Source organism: Oceanisphaera ostreae (assembly GCF_042676125.1).
Lineage (GTDB): Bacteria > Pseudomonadota > Gammaproteobacteria > Enterobacterales > Aeromonadaceae > Oceanimonas > Oceanimonas ostreae.
In genome coordinates this window covers 82,028-101,908 of sequence record NZ_JBHTJS010000010.1, presented here as the reverse complement: position 1 = coordinate 101,908, position 19,881 = coordinate 82,028, and the positions used below count along the sequence as shown (strand labels likewise).

At 48.8% G+C, this 19,881-nt stretch carries 20 protein-coding genes; 4 read left to right on the top strand and 16 right to left on the bottom strand.

What is annotated here, in order from left to right:
• Positions 1–32: 32 nt before the first annotated feature.
• The 6 genes from flgE to ACFQ1C_RS04080 all read right to left on the bottom strand — a co-directional run bounded on the left by flgE (position 33) and on the right by ACFQ1C_RS04080 (position 4,753).
• Complete coding sequence (flgE, locus tag ACFQ1C_RS04105) at positions 33–1,322, bottom strand: flagellar hook protein FlgE (protein ID WP_379557264.1); 1,290 nt, start codon at positions 1,320–1,322, stop codon at positions 33–35.
• A gap of 11 nt (positions 1,323–1,333) precedes the next feature.
• The gene (locus tag ACFQ1C_RS04100) at positions 1,334–2,032 is read right to left on the bottom strand and encodes a flagellar hook assembly protein FlgD (protein ID WP_379557263.1); all 699 of its coding nucleotides are present in this window, start codon (positions 2,030–2,032) and stop codon (positions 1,334–1,336) included.
• A gap of 6 nt (positions 2,033–2,038) precedes the next feature.
• Positions 2,039–2,458: a flagellar basal body rod protein FlgC gene (gene flgC / locus ACFQ1C_RS04095; RefSeq protein ID WP_379557262.1), complete on the bottom strand. Its 420-nt coding sequence runs from the start codon at positions 2,456–2,458 to the stop codon at positions 2,039–2,041.
• A complete protein-coding gene (gene flgB / locus ACFQ1C_RS04090; protein WP_379557261.1) occupies positions 2,455–2,856 on the bottom strand; it encodes a flagellar basal body rod protein FlgB in 402 nt (133 codons plus the stop codon). The genes flgC and flgB overlap by 4 nt, the downstream gene beginning before the upstream one ends.
• A gap of 134 nt (positions 2,857–2,990) precedes the next feature.
• Entirely contained in the window at positions 2,991–3,812 is an 822-nt protein-coding gene (locus ACFQ1C_RS04085) for a CheR family methyltransferase (RefSeq protein WP_379557260.1), read from the bottom strand.
• A gap of 26 nt (positions 3,813–3,838) precedes the next feature.
• Entirely contained in the window at positions 3,839–4,753 is a 915-nt protein-coding gene (locus ACFQ1C_RS04080; RefSeq protein WP_379557259.1) for a chemotaxis protein CheV, read from the bottom strand.
• A 160-nt stretch (positions 4,754–4,913) separates the two neighbouring features.
• Here ACFQ1C_RS04080 and flgA point away from each other — a divergent pair, with 160 nt between their 5' ends.
• The 3 genes from flgA to flgN all read left to right on the top strand — a co-directional run bounded on the left by flgA (position 4,914) and on the right by flgN (position 6,487).
• Positions 4,914–5,681, top strand: coding sequence for a flagellar basal body P-ring formation chaperone FlgA (flgA, locus tag ACFQ1C_RS04075; protein ID WP_379557258.1), 768 nt, complete (start codon positions 4,914–4,916; stop codon positions 5,679–5,681).
• 70 nt (positions 5,682–5,751) lie between these two features.
• Complete coding sequence (gene flgM / locus ACFQ1C_RS04070; RefSeq protein ID WP_379557257.1) at positions 5,752–6,072, top strand: flagellar biosynthesis anti-sigma factor FlgM; 321 nt, start codon at positions 5,752–5,754, stop codon at positions 6,070–6,072.
• A 1-nt stretch (position 6,073) separates the two neighbouring features.
• Entirely contained in the window at positions 6,074–6,487 is a 414-nt protein-coding gene (flgN, locus tag ACFQ1C_RS04065) for a flagellar export chaperone FlgN (protein WP_379557256.1), read from the top strand.
• Between the two features lie 483 nt (positions 6,488–6,970).
• Here flgN and ACFQ1C_RS04060 read toward each other — a convergent pair whose 3' ends face one another.
• Together ACFQ1C_RS04060 and ACFQ1C_RS04055 are read right to left on the bottom strand one after the other, a co-directional pair.
• Positions 6,971–7,366, bottom strand: a complete 396-nt coding sequence (locus ACFQ1C_RS04060) for an LPP20 family lipoprotein (protein WP_379557255.1) — start codon at positions 7,364–7,366, stop codon at positions 6,971–6,973.
• Complete coding sequence (locus ACFQ1C_RS04055; protein WP_379557254.1) at positions 7,356–7,910, bottom strand: FlgO family outer membrane protein; 555 nt, start codon at positions 7,908–7,910, stop codon at positions 7,356–7,358. The genes ACFQ1C_RS04060 and ACFQ1C_RS04055 overlap by 11 nt, the downstream gene beginning before the upstream one ends.
• Positions 7,911–8,335: 425 nt before the next feature.
• Between ACFQ1C_RS04055 and ACFQ1C_RS04050 the strand changes: the two genes are divergently transcribed.
• The gene (locus ACFQ1C_RS04050; RefSeq protein ID WP_379557253.1) at positions 8,336–9,487 is read left to right on the top strand and encodes a flagellar assembly protein T N-terminal domain-containing protein; all 1,152 of its coding nucleotides are present in this window, start codon (positions 8,336–8,338) and stop codon (positions 9,485–9,487) included.
• 832 nt (positions 9,488–10,319) lie between these two features.
• Here the strand turns inward: ACFQ1C_RS04050 and ACFQ1C_RS04045 are convergent.
• The 8 genes from ACFQ1C_RS04045 to lpxD form a co-directional block, all read right to left on the bottom strand.
• Positions 10,320–11,069, bottom strand: coding sequence for a M48 family metallopeptidase (locus ACFQ1C_RS04045; protein ID WP_379557252.1), 750 nt, complete (start codon positions 11,067–11,069; stop codon positions 10,320–10,322).
• 192 nt (positions 11,070–11,261) lie between these two features.
• Entirely contained in the window at positions 11,262–12,212 is a 951-nt protein-coding gene (accA, locus tag ACFQ1C_RS04040) for an acetyl-CoA carboxylase carboxyl transferase subunit alpha (protein WP_379557251.1), read from the bottom strand.
• Positions 12,213–12,240: 28 nt separating this feature from the next.
• On the bottom strand, positions 12,241–15,708 hold the full coding sequence (dnaE, locus tag ACFQ1C_RS04035; RefSeq protein ID WP_379557250.1) for a DNA polymerase III subunit alpha: 3,468 nt from the start codon (positions 15,706–15,708) through the stop codon (positions 12,241–12,243).
• Positions 15,709–16,329 (bottom strand): ribonuclease HII, encoded by a 621-nt coding sequence (rnhB, locus tag ACFQ1C_RS04030; protein WP_379557249.1) that lies wholly within the window; start codon positions 16,327–16,329, stop codon positions 15,709–15,711.
• On the bottom strand, positions 16,326–17,588 hold the full coding sequence (lpxB, locus tag ACFQ1C_RS04025) for a lipid-A-disaccharide synthase (RefSeq protein ID WP_379557248.1): 1,263 nt from the start codon (positions 17,586–17,588) through the stop codon (positions 16,326–16,328). Before lpxB ends, rnhB begins: the two co-directional genes overlap by 4 nt.
• Positions 17,563–18,354: an acyl-ACP--UDP-N-acetylglucosamine O-acyltransferase gene (gene lpxA, locus ACFQ1C_RS04020; RefSeq protein ID WP_379557247.1), complete on the bottom strand. Its 792-nt coding sequence runs from the start codon at positions 18,352–18,354 to the stop codon at positions 17,563–17,565. Before lpxA ends, lpxB begins: the two co-directional genes overlap by 26 nt.
• A 2-nt stretch (positions 18,355–18,356) precedes the next feature.
• The gene (fabZ, locus tag ACFQ1C_RS04015; RefSeq protein WP_449290058.1) at positions 18,357–18,830 is read right to left on the bottom strand and encodes a 3-hydroxyacyl-ACP dehydratase FabZ; all 474 of its coding nucleotides are present in this window, start codon (positions 18,828–18,830) and stop codon (positions 18,357–18,359) included.
• Positions 18,831–18,853: 23 nt separating this feature from the next.
• Positions 18,854–19,876 (bottom strand): UDP-3-O-(3-hydroxymyristoyl)glucosamine N-acyltransferase, encoded by a 1,023-nt coding sequence (lpxD, locus tag ACFQ1C_RS04010; RefSeq protein ID WP_379557246.1) that lies wholly within the window; start codon positions 19,874–19,876, stop codon positions 18,854–18,856.
• Between the last annotated feature and the right edge of the window lie 5 nt (positions 19,877–19,881).

The window sequence follows — 19,881 nt, the reverse complement described above, 5'->3', positions numbered from 1 at the left end:
ACAGCTTATCGCTTACAGCTTACAGCTTTAAATTAACGTATTTGCAGCACGGTTTGCATTAGGGTGCTGTTTACCTCTAATGCTCGTGAGTTAGCTTGAAAGTTACGCTGAGCGGTAATTAAGTCAACTAACTCAGACGTAAGGTTGGTATTAGATTGCTCTAGTTTAGAGGCGTCAATCTTACCCAAGGTGCCGGTATTTGGCTGCCCGACTACGGCTTCGCCCGATAGTAATGACTGTCGCCACTGGGTATCGCCTACTTGCGTTAGTCCTTGATCGTTAGGGAAACGCGCCAACGCAATAATACCCAGCTTTTCATTAGTGCCATTGCTGTAGGTTGCCACCACGTTACCGTCGGGCCCAACATCTACCTTCGTCAAGCGACCAACCGTTGCTCCATCTTGTGATAAACGACTAACTTCAAACGGAGAGGCAAACTGAGTAATGCTACTAAAACCAATTTCTAGCGTTTGTGTAATATCAGAGCCATTATTAAAATCTAACGCATTTGACGTGATTTCAGTCGGCTTGGGGGCTTGTATCAAGCCATTTTCATCAAAGGTAATATTTAATGTACGAGCTATCATAGGAGAAGACAGATCATTGGGATCGGACAACTCTGTACCTAGCGCATCCTGGCCATCAACGTAGGCGAACATTTGCCATTGGTTCTCTGCTGCGGTGTCTTTAACAAAATACTTAGTTAAAGTGTGCGGTTCACCTAATGAGTCATAAATAGTCACTGAAGTGGACGAGCTATAGGTTTCAGATATAGCCGGATCGAAACCTACAGGGTCAAGCGGTTCCGCCTTTGCTGGCAGATTCATTTCACCATTAGTACCCTCAGTCTTTTTAGGCACACCGGCACGCTCGGGTATTTGCAGGGGGCCACTAGCATTCAAAGACAAAGAGATGGGCGTTCCGTCTTCATTTACATCAAATTTTTGTAGGTAACTACCTTGAGAGTTGACCACAAAGCCTTGATCATTCAGCCTAAATGCGCCCGCTCGACTAAAGGTTCTATCTAATGAAGCTGTGTCATTAGACATTACAAAAAAACCATTGCCGTTAATCGCCATATCCAGCGCATTATTCGTAGTTAAGCGGCTACCCTGGTGAAATTGCTGTGCCACCGCGGCCGTTTGCACACCATTACCCACTTGAGTTTTTGAGTTTGCAAAAATCGAATTAGAGTATACATCGGCAAATTCAGCCCGTGATTCTTTAAAACCAATGGTATTCACGTTAGCAATATTATTAGCAGTTACATCAAGATCTTTCTGGGCCGCATTTACACCGCTTAGGGCAATATTAAAAGACATTATTGTTCTCCTTACGCCGCTTTACGGCCTGCAATTTCAAGCACTTGGCTTAAGGGGATGCCCCCAAGCCCAGAAAGATTAACCAAAGTAGGACTATCGCCACTACCAAGGGTGACACTGTTTACTCGAGCAAACATTAATGGGTTTAAGTCTTGTCGTTCATTACCGATTAATGCGTTAACTTTAAACTGGTATTTACCCACCGGAGCAGGTTCACCTTGCTCATTTAGGCCATCCCAGCTAAAAGGCGTATTACCACGCTGAGGGCCATCTAAGGTGATTTCTCTCACTAACTGACCACTTTCATCTTCTATACGCACCTTCACATTTTGTGCGCCTTCGCCAACGGCAATGACACCATTTACCGCGTCACCTTGATCCCAATATGCTAAATCACTGGGTAATAATACATCTTGCCCAACTAAGCTGGATGCTTGTAATGCTTGATTAGATGTCATCACTTCATTTAAACCGGCAAGTTGTGCACTCATCTGGTTAATACCTTCAGAGGTTGCAAAAGATGTCATTTGCGACACCATTTGTGCATTATCTGCTGGCTTAAAGGGATCTTGATAAGCCAATTGTTGAGTTAATAAAGAGAAAAAATCTTCTTGTTCTAACTTGGCATTATTATTTTGTTCTGCTTTTTCCGCCGGGCTAGCTTCGCCAGTCCATTTAAGGCCGTTAAGGTAATCTTGGTTTACTTGCATGGCTTATTACCCCTTGCCTAGGCGCAGCGTTTGTTGCAGCATTTGCTTGGCGGCGTCGGCTACTTGCACGTTAGTTTGGTAATTGCGCGAAGCACTTAGCATGTCGGTCATTTCTTCCACCACGTTGACATTCGGCTTATAAATAAAACCGTCTTGATCCGCCATGGGGTGGTCGGGGTGAAACTCTTTTAATAATGGCTTATCGGTTTCGACGATGCCCATCACTTTAACGCCGACGCTTTCTTGGCGGTTCGACAACGCTTGATCTAAATTAGCGGCAAACACCGGCTTGCGAGCACGGTAGGTTTCGTTAATGCTCGAGCTTACGCTGTCGGCGTTAGCCAAGTTACTGGCTGTGGTATTAAGCCGTACCGACTGAGCGCTCATGGCACTGCCGGAAATATCAAATACCCGAAATAGGCTCACATTGATTCTCCTTTAATCGCTTTTAACAGGCCGCTGATTTTACCGTTTAAAAACTCAAGCGAAGCCTGATACTGCAAGGCGTTTTCCATATAGCTATTACGCTCTGTTTGCACATCTACTGTATTACCGTCACCGGTGTCGGGTTGGTTAGGCACTCGAAACTGCACTGCACCGGGGGGCGCTAGGTTAACGGCAAAATGCTGCTGGCTGGTGCGAGCGAGTGAAAAGCCTTGGTTATTTTGTGCTTGACTAAGTGCCGCCTGAAAATCCATGTCTTTGGCTTTAAAACCTGGCGTATCGGCGTTAGCCAAGTTGCTGGCCAGTAGTTCGGCACGGCTAGAGCGTGTCACTAAGGCGTGTTGATGAATACCAAAGGCTTTATCGAAGGAAATCGTCACCCTGCACCTCTTACATTGTGTTGGCCAAACGGATTTGCACACTTGCTAATGCAAATTCATATTGATGTAACCTGCATATATCGATGCAAGGCTTGTGCCAAACTTCTGAAGCAGAGTATAAGAGGTGCCAAGTATTACTTAAGGCGGTAAATAATTCCGGGGTTACAGCGGATCATTTCAAACTTATCAGATAGTCCTGTTAAAGACTCAGACGCCCCCAGCAGCAAGTAACCACCAGGATTCAGCGCGCCGGCAAATTGATTAAGAATCTTAGTTTTATTGGCTGCAGAGAAATAAATCAACACGTTACGACAAAAGATGATGTCAAACTTGCCCAGCAAGCTATAGCTGTCCAGCAAGTTGAACGGCCGAAAAGACACCATTTTTCTTACTTTATCTTGCAGCTGCATTTTTCCTTCAGCTAACGGCGTAAAAAACTGGCTTCTGCGCTCGGGAGACAAGCCCCGAGCCAATGACAAGCTGTCATAAATACCGCTTTTGCACTGTTCCAGCATGCTACTAGAAATGTCGGTGGCAACAATTTGCAGCCCCGGCAATGCACCCGGCTTGCGAGACTGGTACTCGAGTGCGGTCATGGCAATAGAGTACGGCTCTTGCCCCGAGGAGCTAGCAGACGACCATATCTTTAAGGTTTTACCTGGCTTAGCTAGCTCAGGAAATAACTTTTCACTTAGCAAAGTAAAAGGGTAAACGTCACGAAACCACAAGGTTTCGTTAGTGGTCATGGCATCAATTACTGCTGTTTTTAGCTCTCGCTCACGCGGCGACATACTCTTAACAATTAAGTCATCAAGCGATTCTGTATGAAAGCGGGATAACAGCGGAGAGAGTCGGCTTTTTACTAAGTACTGCTTATTCTCGCCCAACACTATGCCTGTGCTAGCTTCAAGAAACTGGCAAAACGCTCGATACTGTTGATCGGTCAGATCCTTCATCAATTATCTGTTCCTTTATGCCTATTCTAAAGTGCGCTTTTAACGGCTGATGCCAGCTCATCGGGATGGAATTTAGCGATAAAATCGTTAGCACCCACTTTTTCAATCAAGGCTTTGTTAAACACACCACTGAGAGAGGTGTGCAAAATAACGTGCAGATTTTTTAGTGCTGCATTATTACGGATTTCGGCCGTTAATGTGTAGCCATCCATCTCCGGCATTTCTACATCAGAAATCACCATAGACAGTTGGTCTTGAATCGGCCCCAGCTCAGCCAATTCTTTCAGCTTGTTGAGCGCCTGCCTACCATTTTCGGTCACAATAACCTCAAATCCAAGACTTTCTATGGTTTTTTGAATTTGGCGGCGCGCAACAGAAGAGTCATCAGAAATCAAAATAGGCTTTTGCGTCACTCTGGTTAACTCAGACACCTCATCCATTAGCTCTTTTTTGACGGTAGAGTTAACGGGATTAATTTCATCAAGTATTTTTTCTACGTCTAGTATTTCAACCAGTTCGCCATCTATTTCTGTTACTGCGGTCATGTAATTTGAACGCCCTGCTCCTTTTGGCGGCGGTAAAATAGACTCCCAGTTAACGTTAATTATCCGTTCAACTGAGTTGACCAAAAAGCCTTGTACTGAGCGGTTGTACTCAGAAATAATCACAAAACTATTGTCAACCTGCTCAATGGGCCGCCCGCCCATGGCTTTACTAATATCAATAACAGAGATGGTTTGACCTCGAATATTAGCTACCCCTTTAATTACCGGGTTGCGCTGCGGCAAGGCCGTCAACTTGGGGCACTGCAGTACTTCCTTTACCTTAAACACATTAATGCCAAATCTTTGGCGGCCATTCAACTTAAATAGCAATAGTTCTAGTCTATTTTGACCAACAAGTTGTGTTCTTTGGTTTACTGAGTCGAGTATCCCTGCCATTACCATTTCTCCGTATATGCCATTACGAATGAATTTTCATGGCATGTTTTATGCTTGTATTGTGGTTGCTGTGCGTTTACCAAGCGCTAAAGCTTAACACTCGCACTAAGTGGACGCCAACTGCGGCCAGCTTACGTTCTTTATCGGCCACGAGGTAGTAATGCTTAGAATATTTTTTCGATTAGGTTTCACCTACAAACCGCATCGCTGGTTAGCATGTAAGGTGTGGCCATATAGAAAAAGCGTCATTATTGGCTTGTTAATTAACGGTGTGTTCGGGGCAGCGCACGCGCAAATACCTATCCTGTCGGTGCACGACAACATTCGCCAATATGCCGAAAATTATGTTCGCGATTTAGTTCCCGTACAGCCAAATGATAAGTTAGAAATTAACGCTGCCAGCGTAGACACTCGTCTACAACTCACCGAGTGCTTAGGTAAGCTCACTGCCGACATTCGAGGTGCGGGCGAGGTAAAACGTAATACTCATGTGTATTTACAGTGTCACGAAACCCCTGGCTGGGAGCTGTTTGTGCCCGTTCGAGTTCGCGTACTTAAACCCGTCGTTACCGCCCTCGACCCTATTTCGCGCAACACCCTGCTGCAGGCTCAGCATTTACATATAGAATATCAAGATGAAGTCTTACTGCGAGGCGATATTTTTAGCAGCACCAATGAGCTAATTGGCTCACGCAGCAAGCGCGACTTGCGCCCAGGCCAACCGATACGCAGCAGTCAACTTTGCGTCGTATGCAAAGGCGACAAAGTCAGTATTTTGGCGAAAACTGGCGGGCTAATGCTTAAAACTGATGGTATAGCCGAAGAAGATGGCTCATTTAATGACCGCATTCAAGTTAGCAATCTTAACTCTGGGCGCAAAATTAGTGCGCGCGTGATGGCCGCTGGGCAAGTACAAGTTAAATTATAAATTCTGCTAAAGTTATGGCTAACAAGGCCGATACTCCTTCTACGCAGCAGCAGAATAGGACGCTCACATTATGGCTATCGATAAATTACCCGCGGGCATTGGCAACAGTACGCCACTGACGAACAATAAATATAAACAACATGTTGGCAGCGAAACGCCACCAAGCACTACGCAGTCGGCCGTTTCAGCAAACCAAGACTCCGTTACGCTTACACCTCAGGCCCAGCGCCTTAGCCAGGTGCAGCAAACCTTGGTCAATACTCCGGCACCCGATAACAGTGCGCGGTTAGAGGCGCTAAAAAAAGCCATTAATGAAGGCAGTTATCAAGTAGACAGTGATAAGCTTGCAGCCAATATCTCAAGCTTTGAACAGGACTTAGAAGGCCTCTAATATGTCTCTTGCTGCGCTGCTAGAAACCCAAACATTACAGCTCAAGCAACTGTTGGATATCACCCAGCAGGAGCTTGAGTTGATCGTTAAACGTAAAGCCCTCGAACTCCCCCCGCTGACTGAAAGTAAGCAAACTCTGCTAACTCATATTCAGACAACGGACAGCGAACTGGCTAATCATCCAGAGCGCGAACGCTTAAACCACGAGTTTAAAGAGCAAGTAAGCCAACTTCGCGAATTAGTAGTGCAATGCCAAGAGCAAAGCCAGGTGGCCGAACAACTGTTAGAGCAGTCGTTAAATGGCGTGCGCCAACTTGCCAACATTTTAAGCAAACTCCACGAGCGCCAAAGCATGACCTATGACCAAAAAGGTCATACCAAAGGCATCAACAAGGGCGCCGGGTTTAAGGTTTAGGGGCTTAGCCCGTGAAGTGTAAAGGGTGAAGTGATGTGGCTAGCTTACCTTTATCGTCACCCTCGCGAAGGCGGGGGTCCAGTGACCTTTGCAGGCAACCCGCAGACTGACCGTTCTGCGCCACAAGTTCTGGATTCCCGCCTTCGCGGGAATGACGTTTCTACGCGACATTTAAAATCATCCTGCTCCGCAGCTGCTAAAGCGCTGCCTTACCCCTATCGTCACCCTCGCGAAGGCGGGGGTCCAGTGTCCTTTGCAGACAACCCGCAGACTGACCGTTCTGCGCCACAATTTCTGGATTCCCGCCTTCGCGGGAATGACGTTCCTACGCGAGATTTAAAATCATCCTGCTCCGCAGTCCCTGCAGCTAAAGCGCAGGCTACAAGGTCGGTGTCTTTTGTAGGGTATCCATATTTTGAATAAAGGATAACTGCTCTCCCACCTCTGTATTTCAACATTCAACACTCAGCATTGCCGTTTCGGTCACTTCCCGCGCCGTAGTTTTTCATACACATTTAGATCTAACTCTAACTCGGTAATGTACATATCGCCGTCGGGGTAGCTGTTCACTACTTTTGCGCCACGTACTATGCCGCGGCTGCTGTTTATCACGGTGCCATCTTGCAAAATATTGCTGTTCATAGTGCTTGAACTAGAAGACATAACGCCACCCAGTTGCTCGGTTAGCTCACGATAGGCATCCATTTTAGAAGCACGCATGGCATGTAATAACTTTTGTTGATGATCCGCCGGGTTTTGCAAGCTAATGGGCGCATACCCCACCGCATAAAGATGATTTTTAGCCGAATTAGCTCCATTCTGCTGGCTGCTACACCCAGCTAAAGTCACTAATAACAGTAGCCAAAGCTTACTTCGCATAACGGCTCCGTTCTGCAGCGGTGATCACTCGCGGTTGTGGACCCCTAGCGTTTAACATACCAGCTACTAAATACTCAGGAATATAATGCTGAGCACTGGCCACCACACTATTATCGCCAATAGAAACTAAACGCGCATTAATTAAACGACCACCGGTGGTTTCACTTACGGTACCGTGCAACAAGTAACGTGCATCCAACTGTGCGCTTAGCTGGCGATAGTCACGGCTGGTGCTAACGTCACCCTGAGGAGTAATGCGAATAAAAGGCAACGTTTTAAAATCAACAACCCGTAAGCCGTATTGATTAAGCTGAAACATCATGGTTTCGGAGAGTAAGCGGCTAAAGTTACTCTGACTCTCATAGTCCTGTTGATCAACAAAACCACTGACCGCAATACCTGCTTGTCCATTTAAATTATGCGCGCTGGACAGCAGACGAAAAGCAAGCGCCGATATATGCTGTTGCAGTAAAGTTTGCCCCTCTACCGCTGACGGTTCAGAGGGCGGCAGATAGACACTGCGAGCACCAGCACGCATCCGCATTGGCACACCATCTCTAATATGTCGAGGCGCTAAGTTTGCCTGTACTAAAGGACCCCGAGGCTTACTGTGAATGTAGTGAGACGCATGATCATGAGGCAGATAATGATGATGAGGATCAAAGACTGGCCTTTCTGTTGACGTACAGGCAGTCAAGCCAAATATGGCAACAAGAAAAAAAGGTTTTATCATTGTATAACTCGCTAAAATTAGTGGTATCAATAACTTATCGGCTGCTAAACAATAAGCTTTAATTTTATTTCCTCCATAATACATCTTCGTTTGTTAATAAAAATAACGAGTGTAAAAAAACTATGCATTTACATTATAATATTTTATTTAATGGGCAAGGTTTTTGCATAATCCTTGCCCATAATTGATCGACGCTGTGCTTTTATGAAACAGCCGTCTTAACACAGGATGATCCAGTGTCAATAAAAGCCCTTTTGCCCTCGTTGCTTCTACTGCTGCCGCTGACATTGCCGTTAACAGCTAACGCCAACTGGTATCAGACCGAAGGCTCAGCACCATTAAGCTTAGGCCCCGAAACTGCCCGCCAGCAAGCGTTGGAACAAGCGCTAACTGAAGCGCTGCTACAAGCCGGAGCATCACTGACCACTGTGCAGTCGGTTACTAACGGCGCGCTTTCTGAGCAGCAGCTTGATATTGCAGCTCAGGGTGAGCTTATGGATTATGTGGTTCTTAAAGAACGGCGAGCGCAAGGCCGACTGTGGCTAACCCTTAGAGCCGATATCTGGCCGAATAAACAAGTAACACCACAATGTAACGGTCGTTATAACCCAGGCGTTACCCTCAGTAACTTTGTGCTGCAATATCCCGAACAGGCTCGTTTTGGTCAAATATTTGACTTAGGCACCGCTGTTACTGCAAAGCTCGCGCACCACCTCACACCCAGCGTCAACCTAATGACACAACTGCCCTATCAAGTGATCACAGACCGCCAACTGCCTCGCAGCCCAGGGCTGCGCCAAGGCGGAGATGTACTAGCCAAACAGCAGCAGTCTAGGTTGTTGTTAAGTGGCGTGATCAATGACATTAGCATGGCAGAAGGCGACTGGGTGAAATGGCGCTTTAGTGACATGCCACGTCAGTTTAGCCTGTTAATTACGCTAGAAGACAGCTTCACAGGCGAGCGCTTAGTACAGCAACGCTATCAGGTAGAAGCGCCGTGGGCTTATAGCAAACACGCTAAGGTAAAAGTACTAGCACAAGAGTTTTGGCACTCAAGCTACGGGCAGCCCGTCGACCAGCTGCTACAACGCATTGCCCGAGATATTACCAATGCTCAGTCGTGCATGAAGGCCATCGGCCATATCTTGCAGCAGTCTGAAGAAGGTATCTTAATGGACTTAGGCCGGCAATCAGGCATTCAACCGGGCGATCGCTTCACCCTTATTAATCGCCGCCAGCTGCAGCCCGGTTATTACAGTGAAACCTCTACCAAGGTACAATTTGTCGTGCGGCAAAGCCATACCGATTACAGCATACTCACACCAGCGGATAATCAAGCAAAACAAGTACGCATCACCCCAGGCGACATCATGACGGCAATACATTAAAGTAAACACAGCGCCCGGCGCCAAGCACCCAGCTAAACAAAGGGCTAAAGAATATTGCTGAGTGTTGAATGAAAACATTTAACTCAACACTAGTTTGTAGCCAGCGCTTTAGCTGCTGGGACTGCGGAGCAGGATGTTTTTTAAATCCCGCTAAAGAACGTCATCCTCGCGTAGGCGGGGACGGACTATCAGCTAAAGCGATAGCCTACAAGAAACACCGAATTTCTGCCGTCATACCGGACGCGTTCCGGTATCTTGTTTCGTCTTTAAAGGTCAAAAGCGAGATCCTGATGTTCATCAGGATGACGGCTGTAGTGCGTCATCCTGACGTGCGTGAGGATGACCCCTTTCTATCCTTGTTTTTTGTAGGGGCGAATTCATTCGTACAATAATGGTGGCACGGCCTAAAAGAGACCAATTTACAAAAATACATTTTCAGATTTGATCTCTATTTTTCTGTGCTTCTCATAAATAAAGAGGCGTGTATTTTATGGCGAAGAGATCGTTAGTCTTACTGTTTAAGTAATGCCGCTTAACAGGCGTGGTTCTGGCGTCATTCCCGCGAAGGAACGTCATCCTCACGTAGGCGGGGACGGGACCCCAGGACCTGTGGCGCAAAGCTGTCAGCCTGCGCTTCTCCTGCAAAGACACTGGCCCCCGCCTTCGCGAGGGTGACGAGAAAGAAAAGCTAGCCCCTGAATCCACATAAGTTACGCAGGATTACTTAAGTACTAAAAAATAAAAACCGCCATGTTGGCGGTTTTTATTTAGCTGGGTGCAGGGCTCAGTCATGCTTAGCTTGCTCTCTTCCCCCTTCTCCCTTCACATTCTTTTAGCTGCAGCTGGCGTTTGCGGCTGCGGCTCTGGCTTTTTCTATACGCTCGGCGCTGGATGGGTGGCTAGAGAATAAACCGCCGCCATTACCAGATTGCTTAAGCAGTACTTCTTGAGCACGCATGGCAGCAAAAGGGTCCATGTTTAACTGACACAGCACTTCAATACCATATTCATCCGACTCTAGCTCATCGCCTTGCGAAAACTGAGCGCTCATAAACTGAGTACCAATATCAGCATATTGAGATGATGCCAAAGAGCCCACCGTTCCACCCACGGCGGTAGCCGCTTGGCGTGCAGCTTCTGTCAAATAAGCCGTTTTAAACTGGCTTAATGAGTGCTCAAGTTTAATGTGACCAATTTCGTGACCAATCACGGCAACCAGCTCGTCATCTTTCATCACGTCCATTAAACCAGAGTACACACGCACTGTGCCATCGGGCATAGCAAAGGCGTTAATTTCGTCGGCTAAATACACTTGAAAGTTAAGCGGCGTGCTATCAACAAAGGTTAACCCTTTGGTTAACTTAGCAAGACGCTGGCTATATTTGTTATTAGCAGGGGCTAGCTTATTTTCGCTGTCCATTTGCTTGGCAGACAAACTGGCTTGCATCTGTAATTCGCTTTTAGATAACGTAAGCCCTTTAAACGCCGTCATACCGGCGCCTAAAAACTGGCTAGGATCATCAGACACACAGCCGCTTAAGCCCAGAGTGATAACCGTGGCTGCAATTAATGTTTTTTTCATTTGTCTCTCTATCCCTGTGTAATATTATTTAGCTTAATATGTGTACTAACGTAGCGGCTCGATGCCAGATACAAAAGTAGCGTGCGTGATACCGGTATCTCGCTCTTAGCCCTAAACCTAACCCAAGATCCTGACGTGCGTCAGGATGACGGCTCAGGGCAAGGCCCTGACGACATAGCGCTGGGCGCTAGATTAGCAATATCCGTAGCCCATTAGGCGTTGGTAGCGCTGTTCTAGCAGAGTGTCGGTGTCTAACTGATCCAAGTCGGCTAAATCGGCAAGTAAGCGGGCCTTTAAGAACTCGGCAGCTAATAGCGGATTACCGTGGGCGCCGCCCATTGGCTCTTCTACTACGTTATCAATCAGCTTTAGCTCGTGAATACGCTTAGCCGTAATACCCATAGCTTCGGCAGCCAGCGGGGCTTTATCGGCGCTCTTCCACAAAATAGAAGCACAGCCTTCTGGCGAAATTACCGAATAAGTAGAATATTGCAGCATGTTCACGCGGTCACCCACGCCAATGGCTAATGCGCCGCCAGAGCCACCTTCACCAATCACGGTGCAGATAATTGGCGTTTTAAGGCCAGACATTACCTTTAGATTGCGAGCAATGGCTTCACTTTGACCGCGCTCTTCGGCACCCACACCCGGGTATGCACCTGGGGTGTCAATAAAGGTCAAAATAGGCATTTTAAAGCGCTCGGCCATTTCCATTAAGCGCAAAGCTTTACGGTAGCCTTCTGGGCGCGGCATACCAAAGTTACGACGAATTTTCTCTTTAGTTTCGCGGCCTTTTTGCTGGCCAATCACCATCACTGGGCGACCGTCGAGGCGGGCAATGCCGCCGACCATGGCTTTGTCGTCGGCATAGGCACGGTCGCCGGCCAGTTCGTCAAACTCACCAAAAATGTGCTCAAGATAATCTAAGGTATACGGGCGTAGCGGATGGCGAGCCAACTGCGAAATCTGCCAAGGCCCCAAGTTGGCGAACACCTTTTTGGTTAGTTCATCGCGCTTACCTTCAAGACGACTAACTTCTTCGTCTAGGTCAACGGCGTCGCCTTCGTTTACATGACGAAGTTCTTCGATTTGGGCCTGTAGCTCGGCAATCGGTTGTTCAAAATCCAGAAATTGGTGGCTCATAAGTCCCTCAGTTCAAAAATAGTTCGACTCAAAAAAGTAGCTCGACTTTATCTGGGCCCAGCAGTTGCTTTAACGACGCTAACACCTCGTCGGTGGGGGTTACCCGCCACTCGGTGCCTAACATCAACTGTGCCCGCGCTCCCGGTCGATAATACGTAACGCTAACAGGGCACACTCCCGCCCGTACGGGGGTCAGTATGTCCAATAATTGGCTAAAAAAGTGCTGATCAATCTGGCTGTTATTAATATTTAACGCCAAGCCGCGCGCAAAGCGCTCGCGGGCATCACTCATGTCTAGCACTTCCCGTGCCGACATTTTAAGGCCACCATTAAAATCATCAAAGCTGACCTGTCCGCTAATAACGAGGATTTTATCCTTTTCTAGCAAAGACTCATAGCGTTCTAATGCATCCGCAAACAAGGTAACGTCTAATCGGCCAGAGCGATCGTCTAACGTAATAATGCCCATGCGGTTGCCCCGCTTGGTGGTTATCACTCTGGCGGCAATAACCAACCCCGCCGCCGTGGTAACTTTGTCGCGGCTGGTGGCCTGCAAATCACTCAAGCGGCCAGTCGTATAATGGCGTAATTCTTTGGCATATTGGTTAATAGGGTGGCCCGTTAAATACAGCCCTAATGTGTCACGCTCGCCATCCAGCCATATTTTGTCCGGCCAGTGGGCTACGTCCACAAACGCATGTTCGGTCTGCTCTTCTTCAACCAATACGCCAAACATGTCGCTTTGGCCCAGCGCCTCGGCTTTGGCATGTTGCTCTGCCGCTTTCATGGCCTCAGCTAAGGTGGCCATGGTGGAGGCGCGGTGTGGGCCTAACCGGTCCATTGCGCCGGAGTAAATTAGCTTTTCCATTACCCGTTTATTGAGCTTTTTAAGATCTACCCGATTACAAAAATCGAATAAGTCCCGAAACGGCCCCGCTTCTCGTGCCGCTAAAATAGAATCAATCGGCCCTTCGCCTACGCCTTTAATGGCACCTATGCCATAGACAATTTCGCCCTGCTCGTTCACCGTAAAACGATATAACCCCGAATTTACATCGGGCGGCAGCAGGGTTAGTCCCATGCGCTGACATTCGTCGACCAGCGTCACCACTTTATCGGTGTTATCCATGTCGGCGGTCATTACCGCCGCCATAAATTCAGCAGGATAATGGGTTTTTAACCACAGCGTTTGGTACGACACCAAGGCATAGGCGGCAGAGTGAGACTTGTTAAAACCATAACCGGCAAATTTTTCTACCAAGTCGAAGATTTTCATCGCCAACTCGGCATCTATACCGTTAGCCACCGCGCCCGCTTCAAAGCCTTCGCGCTGCTTGGCCATTTCTTCGGGCTTTTTCTTACCCATGGCCCGGCGTAATAAGTCGGCCCCGCCCAGTGAATAGCCTGCCAAAATTTGCGCAATCTGCATCACTTGCTCTTGATACAGAATGATACCGTAGGTGGGCTCTAGGGTGACTTTAAGTGACTCGTGCTGCCAAGTTTCATCGGGGTAAGACACCGCCTCACGGCCGTGCTTACGGTCAATAAAGTTATCCACCATGCCCGACTGCAGCGGCCCCGGTCGAAACAACGCCACTAGGGCTATCATGTCTTCAAAACAGTCGGGCTGCAGGCGTTTAACCAAGTCTTTCATGCCGCGAGACTCAAGCTGAAACACCGCCGTGGTTTCATGGCGCTTCAGCACTTTAAACGAGGCAGGATCATCCATAGGGATGGCGGCAATATCAACCGGTGGCAAACCCCGCGCTACTAGCTTGGGATTAATCATCGCCAGCGCCCAGTCGATAATGGTTAACGTACGCAGTCCTAAAAAGTCGAACTTAACTAAGCCCGCTTCTTCTACGTCGTCTTTATCGAATTGGGTAACCGGGTTATTGCCGTGCTCGTCGCAATATAGCGGTGCAAAGTCGGTAATGCGCGTAGGCGCAATCACCACACCACCGGCGTGCTTACCGGCATTTCGGGTTACGCCTTCTAGCTTGCGCGCCATGTCGATAAGCGCCTGTACTTCCTCATCTTGGTCGTACAGCTCGGGCAGCTTAGGCTCGGCCTCAAAGGCTTTGGCCAGTGTCATGCCAGGCTCAGGCGGAATAAGCTTAGAAATTCGCTCGACAAAGCCATAAGGGTGACCCAATACCCGCCCCACATCGCGGATCACGGCCTTGGCGGCCATGGTACCAAAGGTGATAATTTGGCTTACTGCATCGCGGCCGTATAGCTCAGCAACGTGATCGATAACCTCGTCACGGCGGTCCATACAAAAGTCGATATCAAAGTCGGGCATCGACACCCGCTCTGGGTTCAAGAAGCGCTCAAACAGCAAGTCGAATTCTAGTGGGTCTAAGTCGGTAATTTTAAGCGCATAGGCCACCAAGGATCCCGCACCCGAGCCCCGCCCCGGCCCCACGGGAATGCCGTTATCTTTTGACCATTGGATAAACTCCATGACGATCAAAAAATAACCCGGAAAACCCATTTGGTTGATAACATCCAGCTCAATGTTCAGCCGGTCATCGTACTCGGGGCGCTTTGCAGCGCGCTCGGTGGCATCGGGAAACAAAAACGCCAGCCGCTCTTCTAAGCCGTCTTGTGAACATTTAACTAAAAAGTCGCCAATGCTCATATCACCGGTGGGAAAGTCCGGCAAAAAATATTCACCCAGGCGCACGGTCACGTTACAGCGCTTGGCAATTTCGACGCTGTTTTCTAGTGCTTCGGGAATATCACTGAACAACTCAGCCATTTCAGCTGGGCTTTTTAAATATTGCTCGGGGCTAAAGCGGCGTGGCCGACGTTTATCGTCGAGGGTAAAACCATCGTGAATGGCGACCCGTACTTCGTGAGAATCAAAATCGCTTTTATCAAGAAATACCACCTCGTTGGTGGCCACTACCGGCAACTGCACGCGTTCAGCTAACGCCACCGCCATATGCAGGTAGGTCTCTTCGTCTGGCCGCTCGGTGCGTTGTAATTCCAGATAATAACGATCGGCAAAATGTTGCTGATAAAAAGTAAGGCACTCATTAACTAAGGCGTCGTTGCCTTTGAGCAGGCTCATGCCCACGTCGCCTTCACGCCCGCCCGACAACACAATAATGCCGTCGTTAAATTCCGCCAGCCAAGCTTTATCTACCAACGGCTGATGCCGCACATGGCCGCGCTCGTAGGCCGCAGAAATAAGTCGGGTAATGTTTTGGTAGCCGTCGTTGTTCATCGCCAGCAAAGTAAGGCGAAACACCTGCTCGCCCAGCTCGTCGCTTTGCACCCACACATCGCACCCCACCAACGGCTTTAGCCCTTTGCGGTGCGCATCACCATAAAAGCGTACCAAACCACACATGTTCATTTGGTCGGTAAGCGCTAACGCCGGGTAACCTAACTCTTGGGTACGCTTGTTAATGGGGCCAATTTTGGCAACCCCATCCACCATAGAAAAATCGGAATGTACGCGCAGATGAACGAAGTGCGTGGTCATTTACTGGCCTCTGGTTGCTGTTAATGAGGCTTCTAGCAGCAACTGAGTCGCCACCGGCTTAAAGCTACGGCGATATTCCGGCAACACGCCATGCGCGCTCAGGGCGACAAAATGTGCTTTGGTGGGATAGCCTTTGTGCTGGGCAAAACCATATTGCGGATGCCGGGCATCCAGCTCAACCATGTCTTGATCGCGGGCCACTTTAGCCAAAATAGATGCGGCACTAATTTCTGCCACCCGGCTATCGCCTTTCACCACCGCTTGAGCGGGCATGGGCAATGACGGGCAGCGATTGCCGTCGATAAAGACAAAGCCTGGCTGTACGCTTAATGCGGCAACTGCGCGGCTCATGGCCAGCATGGTGGCCTGCAAAATATTTAATTCGTCAATTTCGGCTGGCGAGCAACGACCAATAGCCCACGCCAGGGCGTGCTCGCGAATAAGTGGCGCCAATAACTGGCGTTTTTTATCGCTTAACACTTTAGAGTCGCCAAGGCCGGCAATGGGATTATGAGGGTCGAGGATCACCGCCGCAGTCACGACGTCGCCAACTAGTGGCCCGCGGCCGACTTCATCTACGCCGGCCACTATCACCCCTTGGGGATATACAATTTCTATCATATTTCGTTAGCCGATGAGGTATTTGCTGCAGAGTGATTTGGCTCAGTGGGTAGCCGGTTAGCCAGCGCTAATACTGCCAGCGCCGCTTGTTCGTCGGCGTTGCAGCGAATTTGCTTATGCAAGCGCGTAAACTCGGCCAGCAAGCCGGTAGTATCAAAATCAATCAGCTTGCTCACTTCATCCACAATGTGGTCGGGTGTGCATTCATGCTGAATAAGCTCCGGCACCAACATGCGATCGGCCAACAAATTAGGTAAAGAAGCATAGGCGGTGTGTACAAATTTATTGGCCAACCAATAGCTAAACGGCTTAAATTTATAACCCACTACCATCGGCTTTTTCGCCAGCATGGCTTCTAAGGTCGCGGTACCCGAGGCCAGCAAAATAATGTCTGCCGCCGTCATCACATCGCGGCCTTGGCCTTCAATTAAAATGACCTCTAAATGCGGTGCCATTTGCTGTTTAATGGCCATAAACTCTTCGCGACGCTTAGGGTTTACCAGCGGCACCACAAACTCTAGACTCGGATGACGCACCTTTAGCTGTTTGCACGCTTCTAAATACACCGGACTAAGCAAGGTCACTTCCGCATGACGACTACCAGGCAGCAGCGCCATATAATGGCCATCGGGCTTTAAACCCAAGCGCTCACGCGCACCCGCGGTGTCGGGCACCAGTGGCATTTTATCGGCCAAGGTATGACCAATAAAACGGCACGGGGCATCAAAACGGTCGTAAAAGGCTTTTTCAAACGGCAAGAAAGCCAGCACCATATCGGTGGCTCGCTTTATTTTATGAATGCGATTTTGTCGCCATGCCCACACAGACGGGCTTACGTAGTGCAGCGTGGCAATACCGGATTTGCGCAGCTTTAGCTCAACGTCGATATTAAAATCGGGGGCATCAATGCCCACAAACACATCTGGCGGATTGTCTAAAAAATGGCGAACAATGCGCTTACGAATGCTTAAAATACGTGGCAGTCGGCCCAGCACCTCTACCAGCCCCATCACCGACAGCTCGTCCATTTCAAACAAAGCCGTGCAGCCCTCGGCCACCATTTGTGGCCCGGCAATGCCTTCAAAAATGGCGTTAGGATGACGGGCGCGCAGCTCGCGTATTAGCCCGGCACCCAAGGTATCGCCGGAGACTTCACCGGCCACTAGACCAATACGCAGCGGCCGCAGATCGGGGGCGGTTGCTGTAGCCGCCTCCGCTCTTGGCAAATGAGGATCAGGCACGAATAATACCGCGCTCATTTTGCTTCAAAAACTCAATCATGGGGCCTACTTCTGGTTGAGCCGCATTTAGCTCTTCCAACTCGGGGATCACTTCAGCCACGGTTTTACCGCTTCTAAAGATGATCTTATAGGCTTTTTTGATGGCCGAAATCGCTTCGGGTGAAAAACCACGGCGGCGTAAGCCCTCGGAGTTAACACCAAACGGCTTGGCATACAGCCCAGCAGCCATTACATAGGGCGGCACGTCTTTATTAAGCGCGGCACAACCGGCAATAAAAGCATGGCTGCCCACGCGGCCAAACTGGTGAATGGCGGCATGGCCACCAAAAATCACGTGCGAGCCAATATACACATGGCCCGCTAAGGTGGCGTTATTGGCAAAAATACAATCATCACCAACACGACAGTCGTGTGCCACATGCACGTTAACCATAAACAGATTACGGCTACCCACGCGAGTGAGACTTTCATCTTGGCTGGTGCCGCGATGAAAAGTGCAAGACTCACGGATCACGTTATCGTCGCCAATTTCTAGCCGAGTTAGCTCACCGGCGTACTTTTTATCTTGGCAGTCTTCCCCTATCGAGCAAAACTGAAAAATATGATTACGCTCACCGATGCGAGTTGGCCCTTTAATTACCACATGAGAGCCAATCCAGCAGTTATCACCAATTTCAACGTCGGCACCAATTAACGTCCAGGGGCCAATTTCGACCCCTTTACCTATTTTGGCATCCGGATGAACAATGGCGGTTTCATGGATCTTTGCACTTTGTTCAGTCACTCTCACCCCCCGCGTTTGGCACACATCAGTTCAGCAGTACACACCACTTCACCGTCTACGGTAGCCACACCGGTAAACTTGGCGATGCCACGGCGCTCTTTAAGAAAAACAACATCGAGCACCAGTTGATCTCCTGGTATTACAGGGCGCTTGAAGCGGGCGTTATCAATAGATGCAAAATAGTACAGCTCACCTGGCTTAGGTTTACCTACCATTTTAAACGCCAAAATACCGGTGGCCTGAGCCATGGCTTCTAAAATTAGCACGCCCGGAAATACCGGCTTGCCCGGAAAATGGCCAGTGAACATCGGCTCATTGAAAGACACATTTTTAATGCCTCTCAGGGTCTTACGCTCGGGGCTAATTTCATAATGTGCCACTTTGTCTACCATTAAAAACGGGTAGCGATGCGGCAACAGTTCCAGAATATCCTGGATATCCAACTGATTGTTCTCGGTATTTAGCTCGTCATTCAAAATGTAACCCTACCAAATTGTGCTTAATTTTTTTTGTCTGACTGCTTTTCAAGCTGATGTAATCGCTTGTGCATATCATCGATGCGCATCACTCGTGCCGCCGTTCTACGCCATTCTTTATTTGGCTGCAACGGTATACCGGACGAGTAGATGCCTGGTTCAGTAATGGAGCGCATCACCATGCTCATGCCGGTAATTGTCACTCCATCACAAATTTCTATGTGGCCGTTAATCACCACCGCACCACCAATAATACAATATTTACCCAGTTTTAGACTACCCGCCATTACGGTACCACCGGCGATGGCACAGCCATAACCAATTTGCACGTTGTGGGCAACTTGGCATTGGTTGTCGATAATCACGTTGTCGGCAATACAGGTATCACCTAAGGCGCCTCGGTCAATTGTAGTGCCCGCGCCAATTTCAACTCGGTTACCAATGACGACCGTGCCCAGCTGCGGAATTTTAACCCATTCGCCTTTGTTATTGGCATAGCCAAAGCCGTCACTGCCAATTACGGTTCCCGATTGTACCAGACAGTCATCCCCGAGGGTGACTCTATGATAAATGCTGACATTGCCCCATAGCCGAGTGCGCGCACCCAGTTTAGCGCCCTTGCCTATCACGCAACCTGGGCCAATCACTACGCCATCACCCAGCTCTACGCCCGACTCAATAACGGTATTGGCACCAATCGCCACTCCTTGCCCCAAAACGGCGTCTTCGGCAATCACCGCACTTGGGTGAATATCAACCGCAGGTGCGGGCGTGGTATCCAGTGCTTGGGCTGCCAGCGCAAAACCAAGATAAGGGTCATCCATTATCAAGCAAGAAACCGGACACAAAGCCGCGTCGGCCGCCTTAACGATCACAGCCCCCGCATGAGTAGCCTCAAGCAGATGATGATATTTTTCGTCCGACAAAAAAGCCACTTCATCTGCGCCGGCCTTGTCTAGGGTGTTTACGCGGCGAATAACAACACTTGCATTACCCTTAAATTCAGCATTCAGGCGCTGTGCCAATTCTTGTAACGTGATAGTCATAACCA

Bases quoted from the DNA above. Each gene is read 5' to 3' on its own strand.
- accA (WP_379557251.1), bottom strand. From the start codon at position 12,212: ATGAGCCACCAATTTCTGGATTTTGAACAACCGATTGCCGAGCTACAG.
- ACFQ1C_RS04045 (WP_379557252.1), bottom strand. From the start codon at position 11,069: ATGAAAAAAACATTAATTGCAGCCACGGTTATCACTCTGGGCTTAAGC.
- dnaE (WP_379557250.1), bottom strand. From the start codon at position 15,708: ATGACCACGCACTTCGTTCATCTGCGCGTACATTCCGATTTTTCTATG.
- ACFQ1C_RS04060 (WP_379557255.1), bottom strand. From the start codon at position 7,366: ATGCGAAGTAAGCTTTGGCTACTGTTATTAGTGACTTTAGCTGGGTGT.
- rnhB (WP_379557249.1), bottom strand. From the start codon at position 16,329: ATGATAGAAATTGTATATCCCCAAGGGGTGATAGTGGCCGGCGTAGAT.
- lpxD (WP_379557246.1), bottom strand. From the start codon at position 19,876: ATGACTATCACGTTACAAGAATTGGCACAGCGCCTGAATGCTGAATTT.
- flgE (WP_379557264.1), bottom strand. From the start codon at position 1,322: ATGTCTTTTAATATTGCCCTAAGCGGTGTAAATGCGGCCCAGAAAGAT.
- flgN (WP_379557256.1), top strand. From the start codon at position 6,074: ATGTCTCTTGCTGCGCTGCTAGAAACCCAAACATTACAGCTCAAGCAA.
- ACFQ1C_RS04055 (WP_379557254.1), bottom strand. From the start codon at position 7,910: ATGCGGATGCGTGCTGGTGCTCGCAGTGTCTATCTGCCGCCCTCTGAA.
- flgA (WP_379557258.1), top strand. From the start codon at position 4,914: ATGCTTAGAATATTTTTTCGATTAGGTTTCACCTACAAACCGCATCGC.
- flgM (WP_379557257.1), top strand. From the start codon at position 5,752: ATGGCTATCGATAAATTACCCGCGGGCATTGGCAACAGTACGCCACTG.
- ACFQ1C_RS04100 (WP_379557263.1), bottom strand. From the start codon at position 2,032: ATGCAAGTAAACCAAGATTACCTTAACGGCCTTAAATGGACTGGCGAA.
- lpxB (WP_379557248.1), bottom strand. From the start codon at position 17,588: ATGAGCGCGGTATTATTCGTGCCTGATCCTCATTTGCCAAGAGCGGAG.
- ACFQ1C_RS04085 (WP_379557260.1), bottom strand. From the start codon at position 3,812: ATGAAGGATCTGACCGATCAACAGTATCGAGCGTTTTGCCAGTTTCTT.
- ACFQ1C_RS04080 (WP_379557259.1), bottom strand. From the start codon at position 4,753: ATGGCAGGGATACTCGACTCAGTAAACCAAAGAACACAACTTGTTGGT.